Below are 16781 nucleotides of genomic sequence, written 5' to 3' on the forward strand. Positions count from 1 at the left end.
AAACTCGGCTTAAAGGTCTGCGAACTGGCTCAGGCCGGAGCGATCGACAGCGGAGTCAATCTGGCCAACGAGGTAGTTGCTTTGTTCAGCTTCCTGCGGAGCGATCTGCAGGGTGTCTGACAGCAGCCATTTGTTCATCCATACCAGTGGATCGTCTTTGATTTCCGGGAACAGCGGTCGCAGCCCAAGACGACGCATTGCCAGGTTGGTGCGGTATTTCACATAGCTTTTGAGGATGTCGGCATTCAAGCCAATCATTGAGCCGTCTTTAAACAGATAGTCAGCCCAGCGCATTTCCTGCCCGGCCACGTCCATCATGGTCTGATAGATGAAGCTCTCTTCTTCTGCGGCAATCATCTTCCACATCAGACCTTCACGACCGGTACGCATAAAGCGGATCATGCGTTCAGTACCTTCGCAATGCAGAGCCTCGTCGCGCGCGATGAAGCGCATGATCTTCGTGTTGCCCTCCAGCAGCTTCCGCTCACCAAAGGCGAACGTACACGCAAAGCTCACGTAGAAGCGAATCGCCTCCAGTGCATTCACCGACACCAGTGTTCGGAACAGCTGGCGCTGGAGAGGGTAGGGCTTGCCATCAAACTCGCTGACATAAAGCCGTTCAAATTCGTCTTCACCAAGATGCTGGCGAGCGCAGGTCATTTCGTACAGCCTGTCATATTCGCTTGAGATGCTTACAGCCCGGCTGATGATCTCTTCGTCCGTGACGATGCCGTCGAAAACGATGCTCGGGTCATCCACCATACCGCGGATAATGTGGGTATAGCTGCGGCTGTGAATCGTCTCAGAGAACGACCAGGTCTCAACCCATGTCTCCAGCTCAGGAATGGAGATCAGCGGCAGTAGTGTTGCGTTTGGACTGCGACCCTGAACGGAATCCAACAACGTCTGGTAACGCAGGTTGCTCAGGAAAATATGGCGTTCGTGCTCTTGCAGCTTGGTATTGAAGTCGATGCGGTCAGTGGTAATGTCGACTTCTTCAGGGCGCCAGAAGAACGAGAGTTGTTTCTCAATCAGCTTTTCGAAGTCACGGTACTTTTGCTGATCGTAGCGTGCTACGTTGACAGACTGGCCGAGGAACATAGGTTCCTTCGTTGCGTCGTTAGCGCCCAAACGGAAAGTAGAATAAGTCATGTGTTTCCCTCTGAATGTTATCGAGTGGCTTTAAACAAATTGTTATCTTATTGGTTTAAACAAGGTACTCAACTCAATGAAAAGGTGGGGATTTCTCCCCACGCTCATCAGATTTTGCACGCGCCATCGCACTCATCTTCTGGCTCAACAACCTCCGCAGCGGAAGGCTCTGACACCTGATCGTCGTCATCACGCTTACCAGCGCCATCACGCGTGTTGTGGTAATAAAGCGTCTTCACACCTTGCTGATACGCAAACAGCAGGTCTTCCAGCAGCTTCATCATTGGAACCTTATCGCCAGGGAAGCGAGTCGGGTCGTAGTTGGTGTTCGCAGAGATGGCCTGATCGAAGAACTTCTGAATAATGGCCACCTTAGTCAGATAGCCGCGGTTATCCGGCATATCCCACAGGTACTCGTACTGGTCTTTCAGTTGCGCGAAGTCCGGAACGACCATCTTCACGATGCCGTCTTTTGAAGACTTCACGGACACCGGGCCGCGGGGCGGCTCAATACCATTGGTGGAGTTGGTGATCTGGCTGGACGTCTCACACGGCATTTGCGCTGTAAGAGTGGAGTTACGCAGACCATGCTCACGGATACGGCCACGCAGCTCTTCCCACGGCATTTTCAGCTCGAAAGAGGTCTCCGGGTTGGTATCCAGCGTTTTGCGATAGTGGTCGACTGGCAGCTGGCCCTGTGCATATTTGGTGTGGGAGAACCAGTCACATGCACCTTTCGCTTCGGCCAGTCGGCAGCTCGCATCGAGCAGGTAGTACTGAATGGCTTCGAAGGTCTCATGCACCAGCTGGTTGCCCGCAGCGTCAGAGTAGTTAAAGCCGTTCTTCGCCAGATAGTAGGCAAAGTTGGTTACGCCAATGCCCAGGCTACGACGTGCTTTAGCCGGGATTTCTGCAGCAGCCATCGGGTAGTCCTGATAGTCGAGCAGAGAGTCCAGTGCCGCCACAGCGTAGAACGCCACGTCTTTCAGTGAGTCCAACGTGCGGATCGCGCCCAGGTTAAACGCAGACAGAGTGCAAAGCGCGATTTCCCCGTTCGGATCGTCAGTGAACGCCAGTGGCTTGGTCGGTAGCGTGATCTCCATGCAGAGATTGGACTGGTGTACCGGTGCAATTTCCGGAACGAATGCGCCGTGATCGTTCATGTGGTCGACGTTGGCAATGTAAACACGACCAGTAGAGGCACGCTCCTGCATCAGCGTAGAGAACAGGTCGACGGCCGGGATAGATTTCTTACGGATGCTCTCGTCGGCTTCGTACTTCAGGTACAGCTCTTCGAACTTGTCCTGATCAACAAAGAACGCGTCGTACAGGCCCGGCACATCGTGTGGGCTGAACAGCGTAATGTTTTCGTTGCGCACCAGGCGGCGATACATCAGACGGTTAATCATCACGCCATAGTCGAGATGACGAACGCGGTTCTCTTCAATGCCACGGTTGTTTTTCAGTACCAGCAGACTTTCAACTTCCAGATGCCAGATCGGATAGAACGCTGTAGCAGCGCCGCCGCGAACACCGCCCTGAGAGCAGGATTTCACCGCCGTCTGGAAGTGTTTCAGGAATGGAATAACGCCAGTGTGGGTGGCCTCGCCATTGCGGATCTCACTTCCCAGCGCACGCAGACGCCCAAAGCCAATACCAATGCCCGCGCGACGTGACACGTAGTCGATGATTGCGGAAGACGCAGCGCTAATCCCTTTCAGACTATCAGCAGATTCAATCAGCACGCAGCTGGAGAACTGGCGAGTAGGGGTGCGCACGCCGGCCATAATTGGCGTTGGCAGAGACAACTTGAATGTACTGGTCACATCGTAGAAGCCTTTAACCATCTCCAGACGCGTCTTACCGGCGCAGCCATCTTCCCAATTCTGGAACAGGCACATGCCGACCAGCATGTAGAGTTGCTGTGGCCCTTCGTAGATAGCGCCAGTTACACGGTTTTGAACGAGATACTTGCTCGCCAGCTGCACGGTTGCGGCATAGCCGAAGTATTCGTCGCGCTTAGGCTTGATGTACACGCCCAGCTCGGCAATTTCTTCCTGAGAGTAGTACTTGAGAAGGTCTTCATCGTAAACGCCACGGCTGACGTTGCTGACGATGTGATTGTAGAAATTCGGGTAGTCATACTGCCCGAAGGCGTCCTTGCGGATCTTGAACAGGCTCAGTCGCGCGGCAACCTGCGAGTAGTTCGGGGTTTCCGGAGAGATCAGATCGGCAGCGGACTTCACCAGCGCTTCATGCAGCTGGCAGGTGGTCATTCCGTCGAAAATGCTGGCAGCGGCGCCCATAGCGACAGCAGACGCGCTAACGTTGCGAATGTTTTCGACTCCCCACATCACAACGCGGTTGTATTTTTCCTCTGACAACGGCTCTGTGGAACCGTTACGTTTTACGATGCTTATCATGTATCACCCAATAAAAAAGGCCACTAAATATAGTGGCCTCATGTTAATAGATAAGCACTTACCTATCAATTACCGACTTATAAAATTCCTGCAAGAACATCGCGAACCTGACGGAATTGATCAGTTTGCATACCGGTGTAAATCGACGCGACAGCGTCCGCAAGGTGCTCGTTTTTATTCACCAGCACTTCCTTACCAGATTGCTTCCGGCGCAACCACGGGGCGTTTGGCTGCTTCTGCGTAGCCCACTGAATGATCTCTTCCTTCGACGTGGTCAGCTTATTCCCGACATAGTGCTTAATCTCGTTTGGCGTGACCTGTATCAGTGGCTTATCCACGCACGCCAGTACACCAATGCAGATGCCGTATGAGGTTTGTGCGCGACTGGACTGGCTACCAACCGGCAACTCGCAAAACACCATATGAGCCTGCTCGATTATGGGCTTGGCGGTACGCCAGATTTCGTTAGCGCGGCGCAGATCGTCGCTGTTTACGCGAACCGTCTTCTTGTTGCCACCTGCTTTGGTTTCCACCAATGTCAGGCCATGAATGTCCAGCTTATCCGTTTCCAGATCCAGCGTGCCAATCGCCAGGCCAAAGTTGCTCATTGAAGGGTCGACGCCGACCACACGAATGGTTTTACTCATTTTTGGTCTCCTTACCACGTAGCCCAGGTTGGGCATTCCATTAGTTTCTGTTCAAGTGTCTTCTCCGGCTCGCGAGTTGGCGGCTCCGGAATGTCGCTAACAACATGAATGCTATCGTTGGTTAGAACGCCTGCCGCAATGTCTGCATCAATCATACTCTGACCGATGAAATGTCGCATGATGTCGATCAGATGGCGCGCAGCCGTTTCATTCGCGCTGAATACATGGGGGAGAAGAACTTCAATAACCGCTACTTCACATCCCTCCTCGTAAAAGCAAAGTTTCGCCCGCTTTGAGATTGGCGCGTGCCGATCATAGTCAACAGAGAAGCTGGCGAAAGCAGCACCCGGCATTGCAACGTGATCCGCGCGTGCGTTAGCGTGTCGAATCAGATTAGTGAATGCGGTGCTGATGTGCGTCTCCATCGCATTGAAGAGCGCATTTTCTTGGATGTTCAGCGTTCCGGTTTCAGGAATCACAACGAACCCCGGCCCAGAATGTGGGAGATATCCACCTTCCGTAAATGGATTAATAAGGATCGGCGCAGTGCTTCCTGACGGCAGCATAGACAAACTCGGCATCAACGGAGTCGATGACAACAGACTGGTTAATACCGAGAACTGGTCGTCATTGATGTTTTCGTTTTTCCACAAAAGTGCAGGCGCAGCTGCTTTTGCCGTATGGTGGTTTATCAGCTTTATAGACTGCATCACGGCAAACATCTGCAAAAACTGCGTGCGGCTCAAGTTAAACGACATAGCTGCGACCCTCTTTGACTTCGACTGTGATGGTTTCCCGGAACCACGATTTCATCTCTTTGTGGGAGATGATCATCACTGTGCCGCGTTCACGCGCTTTGGCTTCCAGAATCCCCATGAGACGCTCCAGACCGGCAGTGTCGAGCGCGTCGTCAATTTCATCGCCGATAAACAGCTCGATATTCTTACTGGCGCGACTGGCAACCAGATCCTGCAAGGCAAGAGAGCACGCAATGCGTACCTTACGCTTCTCGCCACCAGACAACGTCTGGAAGGATTTGCTGGAGCCTGTTTTGGTTACGCTGATATTGAATTTGTCGCGATACTCGCCTTTCTTCGTTGTCTCCATTGTCGACCATTCGGCAACGATATTGCCGTCCGACAGCGTGTTGAGATACTCCGCAGTCCTGATGTTCAGGAAAGGCGTAACAGACGTCAGGATGTGTGAACGCACGCCTGCTGGGGAGTAAACCTGGCGAGCTTTCTCCAGCAACAGAGCCTGTTCCTGAATGCTTTTTAACTCTTTTTTAAGTACTGCATGATTAGATTTATTGGCAGCCAGGTTGTCTTCATGGCGCTTAATGACAGCCAGAAATGGGTTTACCTCTGCCATGATGCGATTCACGTCAGTACGCGCCCGCGCCACCATCGCTTCGACGGCCACAACTTCACGTTCTCGATGACGCAGCGCACTTAGCTCATTGGTCAGGCGTTCGATTCTGGCGATGATTTCTGAGACGTCGGGTGTGGCTGCGACCAGTGCAGACTCGATGCCGAGCGCTTTCTCAAGACGAGCTTTGTGTTGAGCCACTGCCGCTGCTGATGCCTGCGCCTGGCCGATCTCATTACGCGCTTGTTCAATGAAACTCTCCTTCACGGTGGACAAATCTTCTTCGCAGTAGGGCTTTCCGCACGTAACACAAGGTGCTCCGACCTTTGTGCTGACCTCTTCTGCTTTGGTTTTAAACGAGCGAGCACGGTTCATCGACTCGTTCTGTGCCGCTTCTGAAGTGCGGATGCTTGAGCGGATCTCCGTAATCGCACCGCGCACCTTCAGCAGTTTGGCGTCATGCTCTTCTTTGGAGGCCAGCTTGCTGCGTTCGCCAGCAATCGCGTTTTCCGTATCCCGGATCTGTTCCGGCAGCGAGCGAATTTCCATCACGACTTCAGACAGCGTTACCTCCGCGCCAGCCAAATCGACGCGGGCCTTGTCCAGACGTTCGCCGCGATCGCGTTCCCAACTATCAGAGGACGCTTTGGCCGCCTCAATCTCTGACTGCGCGGTCTCGATAAGCGTGAGACAGGCGTCCATTTTGGATTTGGTAACATCCATGCGTGCGGCAGCTGCATTAGCACGCTCGCGAGCAATGGCATAGGCTCGCGTTAACCGGTCGACGCCAGCGGCTTCTTCAACGATGGTTTTGAGGTTCTTGTCGGACATACCCGGCAGATCTGGCATTGCTTCCTGACTGGCGTAGATGGACGCCATGAACACCTCTTTCGATGCACCAATCAGGCGTTCAACGAACTCCTGCGTCAGTGTGTCTTTGCCTTTGGTCATATCACCGTCTTCGCCACGGACGATCAGCCGGTTCTTGAACTCTTTGTGTTTGCGGTGGCGAATGATGGCGTAACGCTTTCCTTCATCCTCAACAGTCACCATCACGCGACAGTTTTTCTCGTGGCCTGTAGAGAGCACGTCGTCACCTTTGACGCCATGCGCAGTTTCACCATACAGACACCACATCAGGCTGTTCATCAAAGTCGATTTGCCCGCGCCATTGCTGGCAGCGGAAGAGTCGCCACTGTTAACACCCTGAATGAGCACCAGACCGCGTTGGTCTAACTCAACTTCGGCGCTGGCTAACGCCATGAAGTTCTCAACCTGGAGCTTTAGAAATTTCATACAATGCCTCTAACTTTTTGATTCAAATGCTGGCCTTTTCGCAGTTGAAACTCCGTGTGGGCTGGGAAAGATCGGCGTTTCAGTACGCCTTGTTTGCTCAGTCTTCCCAGATAAAACGCCACAGGGTTTCCGTTGGGTGGGTAGGGCTTGTGGAACATCACCGTCTGGCCTCGTTCAAGTCTTTTCATCGTGGAGATGAAGTCCCGAAAGCTCCCAGAATGGCTCGTACTCACATTGCCTCCGCACTCTCCGCTTCGGTCAGGATCTCCTGACACAGCATGTCCAGCTTGCTCAGGTCGAAGCCGCCGTCAGTGTCGTGAACGATCTTGCAGTACGCCGCGACGGACTCGCCCAGGCTGTCTATTTTGCTGGTCTCCGCAGTACTGGCAGTGCCTTCCATCATCGATGCCTTGCGGATGAAGTTGCAGACGACACCCTTCGCGCCCATTGTTTTCAGGACGTTCTGGATTTTGATGCCTTCTTCATCGCTCTCCACAACGGCACGGAAGCGCACGTAGTTACCGCGAATTTGGTCGTCTTCCACATCGTCCTCAAGGTTGACGAACTTGGGTGCGGAGGTTTCGTGGTGGGTGAATGTGCCGTCAGGGTTGACGATCATGAAGCCAGCCAGCGAGCCAACATCGCCCCAATTCTGGTGCGTCAGCGCCCCGATGCTAACCACTCCAGGCAGCACTTCTTTGTGGTTGTGGTAGTGTCCGGACAGCAACAAACGGAAGCCGATATCTTTCAGTTCCTGTGCGTCGATGCCGACATCTGGCATGGTGGGGATCGCTTTGTTGATCGAGGTATGCACAACGACATCGTGATTGTCGCCATCCAGCCCGGAACGCAGTGTTTTGAGGTCGCTAATAAGCTCTGCGTGGTTGTTACGCCAGCTAATCAGGTGGACGGTTACGTCGCCCATTTTGATGGAGTGAGGACGTTTGCCGCAGACAATTTCCACACCGATTGAGCGCAGAGAGGCCGCTGCATTGGCGCTGTATACGGAATCGTTGGTTTCGAGGTCGTGGTTGCCGGCCAGCATAACCACTTCGATGCCCAACTCTTTGATGATCCACTCGTAAGTTTCAGTCACGAAATGCAGGACGGAAGGTGATATAGCACCACGAACATGGAAAGTATCACCAGCCACCAGCATGTACTTACAGCCCGCAGCTTTCATGGCTTTGGCTGCTTCTTTCGTGGCGTCCAGTTGGATCTCCAGTCGAGAGTTCAGCCCGTCAGCGTTTGTTGTCGCAAAAGCATCCCAACGATGATAATGGGGATCTGATATCACCCCGTATGGCAATGTCATGTGTCTTTTCCTTTGTGGTTATTTTGATACAGATGTTAAGCGTGTTTGAGAGGCGAACAACCCAGACAACACGGCACAGAAGAAAATCTACAGGCACACGATTATGACAAAATATATAAGTAAGTGAATACCTATTTTATGAAGCGGCATAGATTTCTAAATGTTACAAGCCACTCTATAATCGCAGTCACTCATTGATGACAACTAAACGAAAAAGGAGAACGGACGGTGAAACGCGTAATTATAGGGACGATGGCCATTGCTCTGATCGGATGCGTGCCAAAGCCGCCTCAAGATGAAAAGTCAGCTGGCGGGTACGTCAACATTTACTCAACTTCCAGTGTTGCTATTGCGCAAGATCGTGCTGATAAGCTTTGCGGTGGTAAAGCCTACCTGACAGACAACGAAAACTCACCAAATCGGTATTACTCGTACAAGCCAACATTTCCAAAAATTGAGTTTAATTGTGATATAGAAATGGCCGCTTATCTTGGAAACGAAGAGGCTAAAAAAATCAAAATGAAGCGCATAGAAGAAGCCTACAAGGAGATGTACAAGGCCCAATATGAGCTGAAAGAAGTGCGCCGTAAGAACGCTGATCCGAAGAAGCTGGAGTCCTACACAGAACGCGATCCTGACGGCACTATTCGCAGCTACAGCTTCTTGAACGGCAAGTCGTGCGAATCCATCGTATACCCAGACGGCACTGGCAAAACAACTTGCGATTAATTCTTCAGAAGCACCTCATATGGGGTGCTTTTTACTTTGGATCGCGAAACAGCATCTGCGTGCCTTTGGGTGACGTGTCGAAAAGGTGAAAACCTCTGCGTTTTAGCATGTCGGCCATTTGCGAGGATTTGACGTAGCACTTCGCCATCATCGGCTGGCTCGGGTTTGAATCGATCATGTCGGACACCAGCATTGACCCATAGCCTTTCCCGCGTAGCTCTTTGACGATACTGACGGCACGGAGTTCAAGTCGTGGCGCACCGGTTGGATCGAGTGCGGCACAGAACCAGATTAGCCCTGCTTTTTTGTCATCAGAACGGCGCAGCAGGATGTAGATATAATGCCCGGAGTATTGGCCCTGCTCGTTCGTCTGGATGGCCAGCCTGGTCTGCTTCTCAAAGGTTTTACCCCCCTTTGATGTGAGGATCTCTTCGTAGAAGTGACCCTTGCGTGCGCCGTCTTCGAACTCACCCATGATAAATGGCATGTCTGCCACAGTTGCTGCCCTTGAATAAAATTCACTCATGTATTAATCCCTAAAGCTCTAAGTGTCTTTCTAAGACACCATATTTTATGCCCCGGTAAAACCATGAGTTTACGTTTAAAACGTCTCAGGGGGCTTCTGACGCGCTACGCTGATGTCGATTACCCCAGCTTTTGGGCGAGGGTCGACAAGATTCAACTCTTCAGCGCTGTGATACTCCGTATCGAACTCCCGATCGACATGGCGAATGTAGATGGCCGTAAGAAGGCTGTCGTCGTTCAGGAAGTGTCCGTAGGATTTGCGGATCACTTCGCCAACCTTCTCGATCTTCTCTCCACCCATGCAGAGATGGTTAAACCGGCTGTGTTTCCGCAGCATCTCATCCACCGGGCCGGAGTAGACCTTATCGACTCTCCCGAACCGGATGATATTTCCAGTATCAGCCTCAACCAGACAAACGAGCTTGCCAGGTTCGACCCGGTCTCGCCATGTTACACCAGAGCGGAGTGTGTTGAAGTAGGGAGCGTCTAATCCGATGATCGGTTTACGAAATGCCAGCAGTGGCACGTAACGTATGCAGCTGTTCAGGTGGAAGTGCGCCCCGGCGTCGTGGAGTTTGAGCCGGGTTTCGTTAATCGGGCACTTCGACGCAATGCCGCACAGGTCGCAGAGCAACTTCTGTTTGTTCAGGCTAGTGTTCGATTCAATGGTGTAGGAGCCATCTTCAAGACGGCGAACCCAGCGCGTGCGTTTGAGATCCATAATTCTTATTCAAATAGTTTTGTCCGGGGCAACGATAACTGACAAGGCGCACCGATGTTTGCAAATGCCTGTTTTACTTATACCCATTATTCACAGGACCGATCCAATAATTAGATCCCCAGAGAGATCCTACAGAAGATCAAAAGAGATCCCCGATCGTCTCCAGCCGTTGCGGTTACTGGCCTGAGAGGGGTTTACTATCCACTATGGGGAGGAAAGTAACCTCTGTAGAGAGCATAATAACCGCTATGAAGAGCAAAACAACCTCTCTGGAGAGTGGTCGGTATCCACTGTAGTGAGTAGGATACATTGTCTTAACTGGATAACTCAGTGCCTGTTTTTCTACGTCAGGTGGCTGATATTCATAGAGATGTTGAAAGTTTTGCGTTCAGGCGTGTTTGTTTCGACCACACATTATCCCCAGAAGGGGAGTGATGGCTGGTTTTGCAATTACCTGATTTTTATACACAGGCCCGATCCAGTAATTCAGATCCCAAAGAGAACCAAAGAGACCCACAAAGACCCAAAAAGATCCCCGCACCCCGCAAACCGTTGTGCCACATGGCCTTAGAGGTGATCGATATCCACTATAGAGAGAAGATCAGCCACTATGAAGAGCAAGCCAACCACTGTAGAGAGTAGAAAAACCACTATAGGCGGTAGGATAACCGCTGTGATGAGTGCTACTATCCACTGTAATCAGCAAAGGCCACCAAAGCGGTCGAATAAAAAGAGACACTTGGAATGAGCGAAAACGGCAATAAAAACATAGCGATCGTTGAAGCATTCTCAGAAACAGACAAAAAGACCGGTGAAGTTGTTACGTTAGTTCCTAACACCAACAACACAGTTCAGCCTGTTGCTCTGATGCGTCTTGGTCTCTTCGTTCCGACGCTGAAATCGACCGCCAGGGGCAGAAAGGGGCAAATGGTCTCTATGGACGCCTCTGCTGAACTCAAACAGCTGTCTCTGGCCAAAGCCGAAGGGTACGAGGACATAAGGATCTCCGGCGTTCGTCTGGATATGGATAACGACTTCAAAACGTGGGTAGGCATCATCCACGCGTTCGCCAAGCACAAGGTTGTTGGCGACACCGTCACGTTACCGTTCGTCGAGTTCGTCAGGCTCTGTGGCATACCAACGGCCAGATCGTCCGCGAAGTTACGCAAGCGCCTGGACAGTTCTCTAACTCGTATTGCCACAAACACTATCTCATTCCGCAGTAAAGGCTCTGATGAGTATTACGTGACGCACCTTGTGCAGACAGCAAAGTACAGCACAAAGAACGACACGGTCTCGCTGCAGGCTGATCCTAAGATTTTCGAACTCTACCAGTTCGACAAAAAGGTTCTTTTGCAACTCCGGGCAATTAACGAACTCTCCAGAAAAGAATCCGCGCAGGCGCTCTACACCTTCATCGAAAGTTTGCCACCTGACCCGGCACCAATCTCGTTGGCTCGCTTACGCGCCAGACTTAACTTAACCAGCCGCACCATTACCCAGAACGCGACAGTCAGGAAGGCGATGGAGCAGCTGCGTGAGATCGGCTATCTCGATTACACCGAAGTGAAGCGCGGCAGCTCGGTCTACTTCATCATCCACTATAGGCGGCCGAAATTACGCCCAGCACTGCCACCAACTAAAGCTGCGCCTGAAGAACCAGAAGACATCTTGCCTGGTGATGATCAGGAGGACATTATCGATGTTGTTCCTGAAGAAAAAGAGGGTGAGATGGTCATGTTGAGCAAGGAAGAACTGGCGATTCTCGAAGAGCTACGCAAGGCAAAAGCTCGCAAATAACCCAACCACTGTAGAGAGTAGAAAGGCTCACTATCCACTGTAGTGAGCCTTTTGTTTATCTGAAATCCGCTATCCACTGTAGTGAGTAACAACAACCGAAGAGTAGCCACTGTAGGCAGTGGCGCTCAAATAGCGAAATAAATGTTAGTGGTTACAAACCTAGATGAAACAAGGGCTGCGAGGTTAGTGGTCACTGGGTATCTTGTTAGATCCACTCTCTATAGTGGTTATCGTTGTTCCCGTAGTTATTGGCTATCCACTGTGGAGAGCAGAATCGGTTGGCCGTATTTACTAACCACTGTAGTGAGTAGATATCCGCTGAAAACAGTGAAGGTTTACTCTCCATAGTGGATACCCGCTGGAGAACGCATTCCATCACTCTCTATAGTGGTTGTTTGCTGCGAATGAACGCCTGTTTACTCCCTACAGTGGATAGCGACGTCGACAATCTCCACTTTACTCACTACAGTGGATACCGGATGTCACGGCAGGCGTTTTACTCACTACAGTGGTTATGGGCCGGATACGCACGCGGTGAGCTGGCTACTAACCGCAGTGGTTAGGGTTATCAGTGGATTTTCTTCAGCAGACCCCAGAGTGTCCCGGCCTTCGTCGTGAGCTTACCTGTTTCCGGATCGTACATGCGCCATTCGCGACGCTGGTGGACAATGACACCGTCCTCACGTTCCAGTCGCTCCAGCACGCCGGGTTGCTTAAACCCTTTGGCACGCCAGTAGCCGCTTGTTTTTTCGATTTCCAGACCTGCCAGTGTAACCGCCATCAACCAACCTCCTTGCAGTCATCGAAAAGGTAGCTGGCGTTCTTCGCGTGAACGCCGTAGACATCACCTGATTTGTTGTAAACGAACTTATCTTCACCCACGCCAGACAGTTTGCCGTTACGTTTGGTGAGATAGGGGGAAGACAGGACGCGATCATCGCGAACAACATAAAACTGTTCGCCGCTGTCCACAACCATCGCGCCGTAGCTGGCTTTGACGACATTGCGGATCACGTCGTTTTTCACTTCGGCCACTGACATCTCACACTCATAGACGTGCGTGTCCGCGTAGATAGGGAGGGAGAGCAGCGCCAGAGCCAGGGCTAGTTTCTTCATGCCACGACTCCTTTGATAACGCCGAATGCTGAGTCGAATACCAGCACTACGGCCAGCGCATTAACCATCGCGCCATTAACAGGCGCCAGCGCTTTACGGATTGCTCCGGTGAAGATGCAATCGAGCACAAAAGCTATCGAGACAATAAGTAATAAAGTGTCTAATACAGTTTTCATGATAGGTAGATACTAACTTATATATTTTTTGCTGTAAATATCACTCAAAAGTGCTGATGCCTAAGATACGCTCAAGATGAGCCGCGTCTTCATCGCTTACCGGCATCGTGTCGTCGACGTACCAGCAACTACCGTTGTGCCAACAAACACCGTCATCATCGACATACACAGAATCCGCATCCATGCCAGTGTACTCAACGAGATTGCGCTCAATTGCCGCTTGAATTTCTTCATCGTTCAGCCCATCGCACTTGACCATGAATAGCGGGTAAACGTCATAGTCGATGCTGGCTGAAATTCGAACCAAAATCTTCAAGTGTCTTCTCCTTGTTGGTAAGTACTTATTTACATTAATGTGCGCCATGCGGCGCACAATCATTGTGTTCAGGCTGGTGGAAAGAACTTCTCCAGCGTGCGGTCGACAGCTTTATCGATGTGCATCAGATGCCAGACGACCATATCTTTACTTCCCATACCGCGGGTGTAGATCACGTCGAACTTACGCCAGGCGGCGTGAAACCAGTGCGGTGTATCATCAACCGGCAGATTCTCTCCAGCCTCCTTGAAGTACTTGAGAAGCATGGCCTGTTCAGCGGTGGGCGTCGGGCCAATCTCTTCCGCGTACATTCTGATGAAACGCTGCCAGTCGGCTTCATCTTCTGAAGGTTCCGGTGCGTTCATCTCTGCAATCGCCTCACGCAGCTGCGTCGCCCATTCTGGCTCCGGGAAGCCCTGGGCAATTTCGGTATCCACTACATCCAGCGCAGCGTTGGCCGCGTCATACAGTTTCTTCACGCTTTTCTCCTGCATTAAAAGGAACACGGTCATTGCCGCTCTGAAAGGGTTAGGGTTCTGGATCAGGTGTTGTGGCGTTGAGCTATCCACCTTTCTGTGGGCCGCTCTCCACTCGCCAGGCTGTCTGGCAGGGATTACGCCGATTCTGTGTCGATAAATAATGTCCCACGCATCTTCCGGATCGTTACACCAGTCGAAGGTTCCGGCTCCGTTCGGCCGATGGCAACCACCGCTGTGTAATCGCCTTCCTGTGAGCCTTTCCAGCCATATTGTGAGATAAGCGGTCGATGGCCGGTGGCTTCCGCGACCAGGCAGTTAATCTCAAAGTCCGTCATCTCGCTGTAATTTTTCATTCCCGATCTCCTTCTCATCCGTTGCCGAACAACTATGTGGCGTTGTCACTTTGTACTTCTACGGATGGTAATTCCGTATTAGTAACCAATTTGTTTTCTTGTTGGTGATAATACGGAAATAAAAAAGGCGTCCAAGTGGACGCCGTATCTTTGAAAAGGCTGTTACTTCAACGCGATAAACGGAGTATTGGCCCCTTCAGTCATGTACTGAGGCAACTGACCATTCCATTTGTTGATGGCTTCCAGCTCCATGACGTTCGGGTTCTGACGTAATGCTTCACCGCGCAACTTGATGGCATCAGCTTCTGCTTGAGCACGCTTGCGGATAGCGTCGGCTTCACCTTCGGCTTGTTCACGCAGCATGTTCGCTTCTGCCTTGCGCTGCTCAACTTCCTGCTGGCGCTGGAGCGTTTTCTGGTTCGCGGTCACTTTGGCATTGATAGATTCGATGACAGTGTCCGGGTAGTCTGGTTTGCCCACCCATGACAGGCTAATAACCTCAATACCTACCGGTGACATTTCTGCCTGAATGTCTTTCAGCGCATTGTCGAGCAAAGACGCCTTGCCACCGTCGATGAACGTGTCGGTAGTCATGCGGCTGGCCAGACGGTTCAGTGAGTCCGCAATCTTCTGGCGCAGATCAGTGTCGGTAATGTCATCAACACCTTTGCGATAGGTCTGGAATACGGTAGTTACTTTGTCGCGATTAACCAGATATGCCACACCAATTTTGTGGCCGATGGCTGTACCGTCGCTCATCTGGAATGTGAACGGCTCATCGTAGGTTTTCATCTGTTTGAAAGTGGGGAAGGTGTACAGCTCGGTATTCAGACCAGTCCACTGACGGCCAACGCCGACAACTTCACCGATACCTTTGTCTTCACCCAATTTGTTTACCTTAATGCCAACGTATCCCGGTTCCACGCGATCGCAGCCGGTCAGACCCATTGTGCAAATAGCAGCCAAAGCCACCGCCAGTAAACCTTTCTTCATTACTTACTTCTCCTTAATTTTATTGAGTGAGTTGATATACCTGCGGCCAGCTTTTAACAAGGCAACCGGGAAGACTACAGCGATGGCAAGTCCGATAAATAAGGCCAGATCGCTTTTAGCTGAGATAAGCGATGGAACCAGTAAACCGTAGATAAAGCAGACTGATATCACCGCTGAAACAGCCATGAGATAACCCTTGATCATGTGTTTCCTTTTGTCGTTTTGGTGTAGAAATGATAAGTAAGTACTTATATATTTTCAAGTATAAAAAAGGCGTCCAACGGACGCCCTGTGATTACGCTTCTTCTGTTTCGGCTGGGGTCGACTCTTTCGCTCGACGCTCGTCTATCGCCTGGAGTGCTGCGATGATTTCCGGAAGTGGCTTCTCGCGGTACATCTCGACGATCTGCGATTTGGTGTATTTCTTATCGCCAATTTCCACACGCCCGCTGGCGTTCTTGGGCAGGTATCCTTCCTCCAGCATGTACTCAACCAGCGATTCGATGACGTCCAGCCCGCGAGTCGGGTCGAAGTAGAATTTCCATGAGCATTTGCCAAACGGAGGCGCGACTTTGTTTTTAATGCACTCGGCGCCAACGTCCTGTCCGATCTTCTCTTTGCCATCCTTCATGACGGATGCGCCCAGACGGATACGCACCGACGCGTAGAACTTCGGAGAGTCACCACCCGGAGACGTAGTCGGATCGCCAAACATCACGCCAATTTTGGTACGCACCTGGTTCAAGAAGATGATGCACGCGTTGTACTTACGCGCCCAGAGCGCCAGAGTAGGGAAGTTCGCACTCGTCGCGCGCGCCAGCGCCGTGTTGTCGTTCATGTTCAGCTGATCTTTGTCCTTCGCAGTGCCTTCTGCCATCTTGTCGAACTTCTCAGCCTTCGAGTTCGGAACCATCGACGCCAGAGAGTCGGCAACGATGCAGATAGGGGCTGTTTCCGGGATAAGCTCTTCGTCGCGCACCAGCTTGAGGATTGTGCCGATCAGCTCGACGGAGTCTTCGAAGGTATCCGGCTGTTTGTAGACCCACTGACCGTCGTCTTCGTCGGCGTTCAAGCCATTCGCCACCGCAAGACCAACGTCGAAACTGTTTTCGTGGTCAAGGAACACGGCCAGACCATCCTGTTTTTGTGCTGACACCATTGCAGCCGTCGCCAAAAAGGTTTTACCAGCGCTTGGTGGCCCGAAGACTTCAACGATACGCCCACACGGAAAACCACCGTCATAACGACCTGAAATAGCTTTGTTCAGTGGCGGGAAACCGGAATCAATCCAGTGGGAGACCTTTTGGATCTCGTCATTACTGCCGATTTTCTTTTTCAGCGCCAGTGCCAATGCGGATTTGCCTTTTGCCAT

General features: G+C 51.6%; 20 protein-coding genes and 1 pseudogene. 2 read left to right on the forward strand and 19 right to left on the reverse strand.

Translation table 11 applies throughout. The features are described 5' to 3' along the window. Window positions 1-9: 9 nt before the first annotated feature. From nrdB to ACOTWU_RS19415, 7 genes are all read right to left on the reverse strand, one after another. Window positions 10-1152 (reverse strand): class Ia ribonucleoside-diphosphate reductase subunit beta, encoded by a 1143-nt coding sequence (nrdB, locus tag ACOTWU_RS19385; protein WP_002231164.1) that lies wholly within the window; start codon window positions 1150-1152, stop codon window positions 10-12. Window positions 1153-1259: 107 nt separating this feature from the next. Further along, the gene (gene nrdA / locus ACOTWU_RS19390) at window positions 1260-3575 is read right to left on the reverse strand and encodes a class 1a ribonucleoside-diphosphate reductase subunit alpha (RefSeq protein ID WP_042863520.1); all 2316 of its coding nucleotides are present in this window, start codon (window positions 3573-3575) and stop codon (window positions 1260-1262) included. Between the two features lie 77 nt (window positions 3576-3652). Beyond that, a complete protein-coding gene (locus ACOTWU_RS19395; protein WP_002214145.1) occupies window positions 3653-4222 on the reverse strand; it encodes a hypothetical protein in 570 nt (189 codons plus the stop codon). Between the two features lie 11 nt (window positions 4223-4233). Continuing rightward, the gene (locus ACOTWU_RS19400; RefSeq protein WP_045339176.1) at window positions 4234-4980 is read right to left on the reverse strand and encodes a hypothetical protein; all 747 of its coding nucleotides are present in this window, start codon (window positions 4978-4980) and stop codon (window positions 4234-4236) included. Continuing rightward, window positions 4970-6886, reverse strand: a complete 1917-nt coding sequence (locus tag ACOTWU_RS19405; protein ID WP_023180910.1) for an AAA family ATPase — start codon at window positions 6884-6886, stop codon at window positions 4970-4972. Before ACOTWU_RS19405 ends, ACOTWU_RS19400 begins: the two co-directional genes overlap by 11 nt. After that, window positions 6883-7119, reverse strand: a complete 237-nt coding sequence (locus ACOTWU_RS19410; protein WP_000107766.1) for a hypothetical protein — start codon at window positions 7117-7119, stop codon at window positions 6883-6885. Before ACOTWU_RS19410 ends, ACOTWU_RS19405 begins: the two co-directional genes overlap by 4 nt. Next, the gene (locus ACOTWU_RS19415) at window positions 7116-8201 is read right to left on the reverse strand and encodes a metallophosphoesterase family protein (protein WP_042863519.1); all 1086 of its coding nucleotides are present in this window, start codon (window positions 8199-8201) and stop codon (window positions 7116-7118) included. Before ACOTWU_RS19415 ends, ACOTWU_RS19410 begins: the two co-directional genes overlap by 4 nt. Window positions 8202-8429: 228 nt before the next feature. Here ACOTWU_RS19415 and ACOTWU_RS19420 point away from each other — a divergent pair, with 228 nt between their 5' ends. Then, window positions 8430-8930: a hypothetical protein gene (locus ACOTWU_RS19420; RefSeq protein ID WP_042863518.1), complete on the forward strand. Its 501-nt coding sequence runs from the start codon at window positions 8430-8432 to the stop codon at window positions 8928-8930. 31 nt (window positions 8931-8961) lie between these two features. Here the strand turns inward: ACOTWU_RS19420 and ACOTWU_RS19425 are convergent, their stop codons facing one another. Further along, a complete protein-coding gene (locus ACOTWU_RS19425) occupies window positions 8962-9417 on the reverse strand; it encodes a GNAT family N-acetyltransferase (protein WP_223831801.1) in 456 nt (151 codons plus the stop codon). A gap of 114 nt (window positions 9418-9531) precedes the next feature. Further along, on the reverse strand, window positions 9532-10176 hold the full coding sequence (locus ACOTWU_RS19430) for a hypothetical protein (protein ID WP_022649908.1): 645 nt from the start codon (window positions 10174-10176) through the stop codon (window positions 9532-9534). Window positions 10177-10920: 744 nt separating this feature from the next. On the opposite strand from ACOTWU_RS19430, the gene repA reads away from it, so the two are divergent. After that, on the forward strand, window positions 10921-11976 hold the full coding sequence (gene repA, locus ACOTWU_RS19435; RefSeq protein WP_001293470.1) for a replication protein RepA: 1056 nt from the start codon (window positions 10921-10923) through the stop codon (window positions 11974-11976). A 568-nt stretch (window positions 11977-12544) separates the two neighbouring features. Here repA and ACOTWU_RS19440 read toward each other — a convergent pair. The 10 genes and pseudogenes from ACOTWU_RS19440 to ACOTWU_RS19485 all read right to left on the reverse strand — a co-directional run bounded on the left by ACOTWU_RS19440 (window position 12545) and on the right by ACOTWU_RS19485 (window position 16781). Continuing rightward, a complete protein-coding gene (locus ACOTWU_RS19440; RefSeq protein ID WP_006812558.1) occupies window positions 12545-12757 on the reverse strand; it encodes a hypothetical protein in 213 nt (70 codons plus the stop codon). Further along, entirely contained in the window at window positions 12757-13092 is a 336-nt protein-coding gene (locus ACOTWU_RS19445) for a hypothetical protein (protein ID WP_042863516.1), read from the reverse strand. Before ACOTWU_RS19445 ends, ACOTWU_RS19440 begins: the two co-directional genes overlap by 1 nt. Next, a complete protein-coding gene (locus ACOTWU_RS19450) occupies window positions 13089-13268 on the reverse strand; it encodes a hypothetical protein (RefSeq protein ID WP_004110036.1) in 180 nt (59 codons plus the stop codon). The genes ACOTWU_RS19445 and ACOTWU_RS19450 overlap by 4 nt, the downstream gene beginning before the upstream one ends. Before the next feature lie 40 nt (window positions 13269-13308). After that, a complete protein-coding gene (locus ACOTWU_RS19455; protein WP_042863515.1) occupies window positions 13309-13584 on the reverse strand; it encodes a hypothetical protein in 276 nt (91 codons plus the stop codon). 68 nt (window positions 13585-13652) lie between these two features. Then, complete coding sequence (locus ACOTWU_RS19460) at window positions 13653-14063, reverse strand: DUF7238 family protein (protein WP_004110040.1); 411 nt, start codon at window positions 14061-14063, stop codon at window positions 13653-13655. A 69-nt stretch (window positions 14064-14132) separates the two neighbouring features. Beyond that, a pseudogene (locus tag ACOTWU_RS19465) lies at window positions 14133-14225 on the reverse strand (hypothetical protein); the annotation flags it as partial. Then, window positions 14198-14416 carry a phage protein NinX family protein gene (locus ACOTWU_RS19470; protein ID WP_042863513.1) on the reverse strand — a complete coding sequence of 73 codons (219 nt, stop codon included), beginning with the start codon at window positions 14414-14416 and terminating at the stop codon, window positions 14198-14200. The pseudogene ACOTWU_RS19465 and the gene ACOTWU_RS19470, both read right to left, overlap by 28 nt. A gap of 162 nt (window positions 14417-14578) precedes the next feature. Further along, window positions 14579-15409, reverse strand: a complete 831-nt coding sequence (locus ACOTWU_RS19475; RefSeq protein ID WP_004110049.1) for an SPFH domain-containing protein — start codon at window positions 15407-15409, stop codon at window positions 14579-14581. A 3-nt stretch (window positions 15410-15412) separates the two neighbouring features. Further along, on the reverse strand, window positions 15413-15613 hold the full coding sequence (locus ACOTWU_RS19480) for a hypothetical protein (protein ID WP_032655925.1): 201 nt from the start codon (window positions 15611-15613) through the stop codon (window positions 15413-15415). 91 nt (window positions 15614-15704) lie between these two features. After that, entirely contained in the window at window positions 15705-16781 is a 1077-nt protein-coding gene (locus ACOTWU_RS19485) for a recombinase RecA (protein WP_032655928.1), read from the reverse strand.

Origin of the sequence: Enterobacter cloacae complex sp. GYL001 (assembly GCF_049237125.1) — a bacterium.
GTDB classification, from domain to species: domain Bacteria; phylum Pseudomonadota; class Gammaproteobacteria; order Enterobacterales; family Enterobacteriaceae; genus Enterobacter; species Enterobacter hormaechei_C.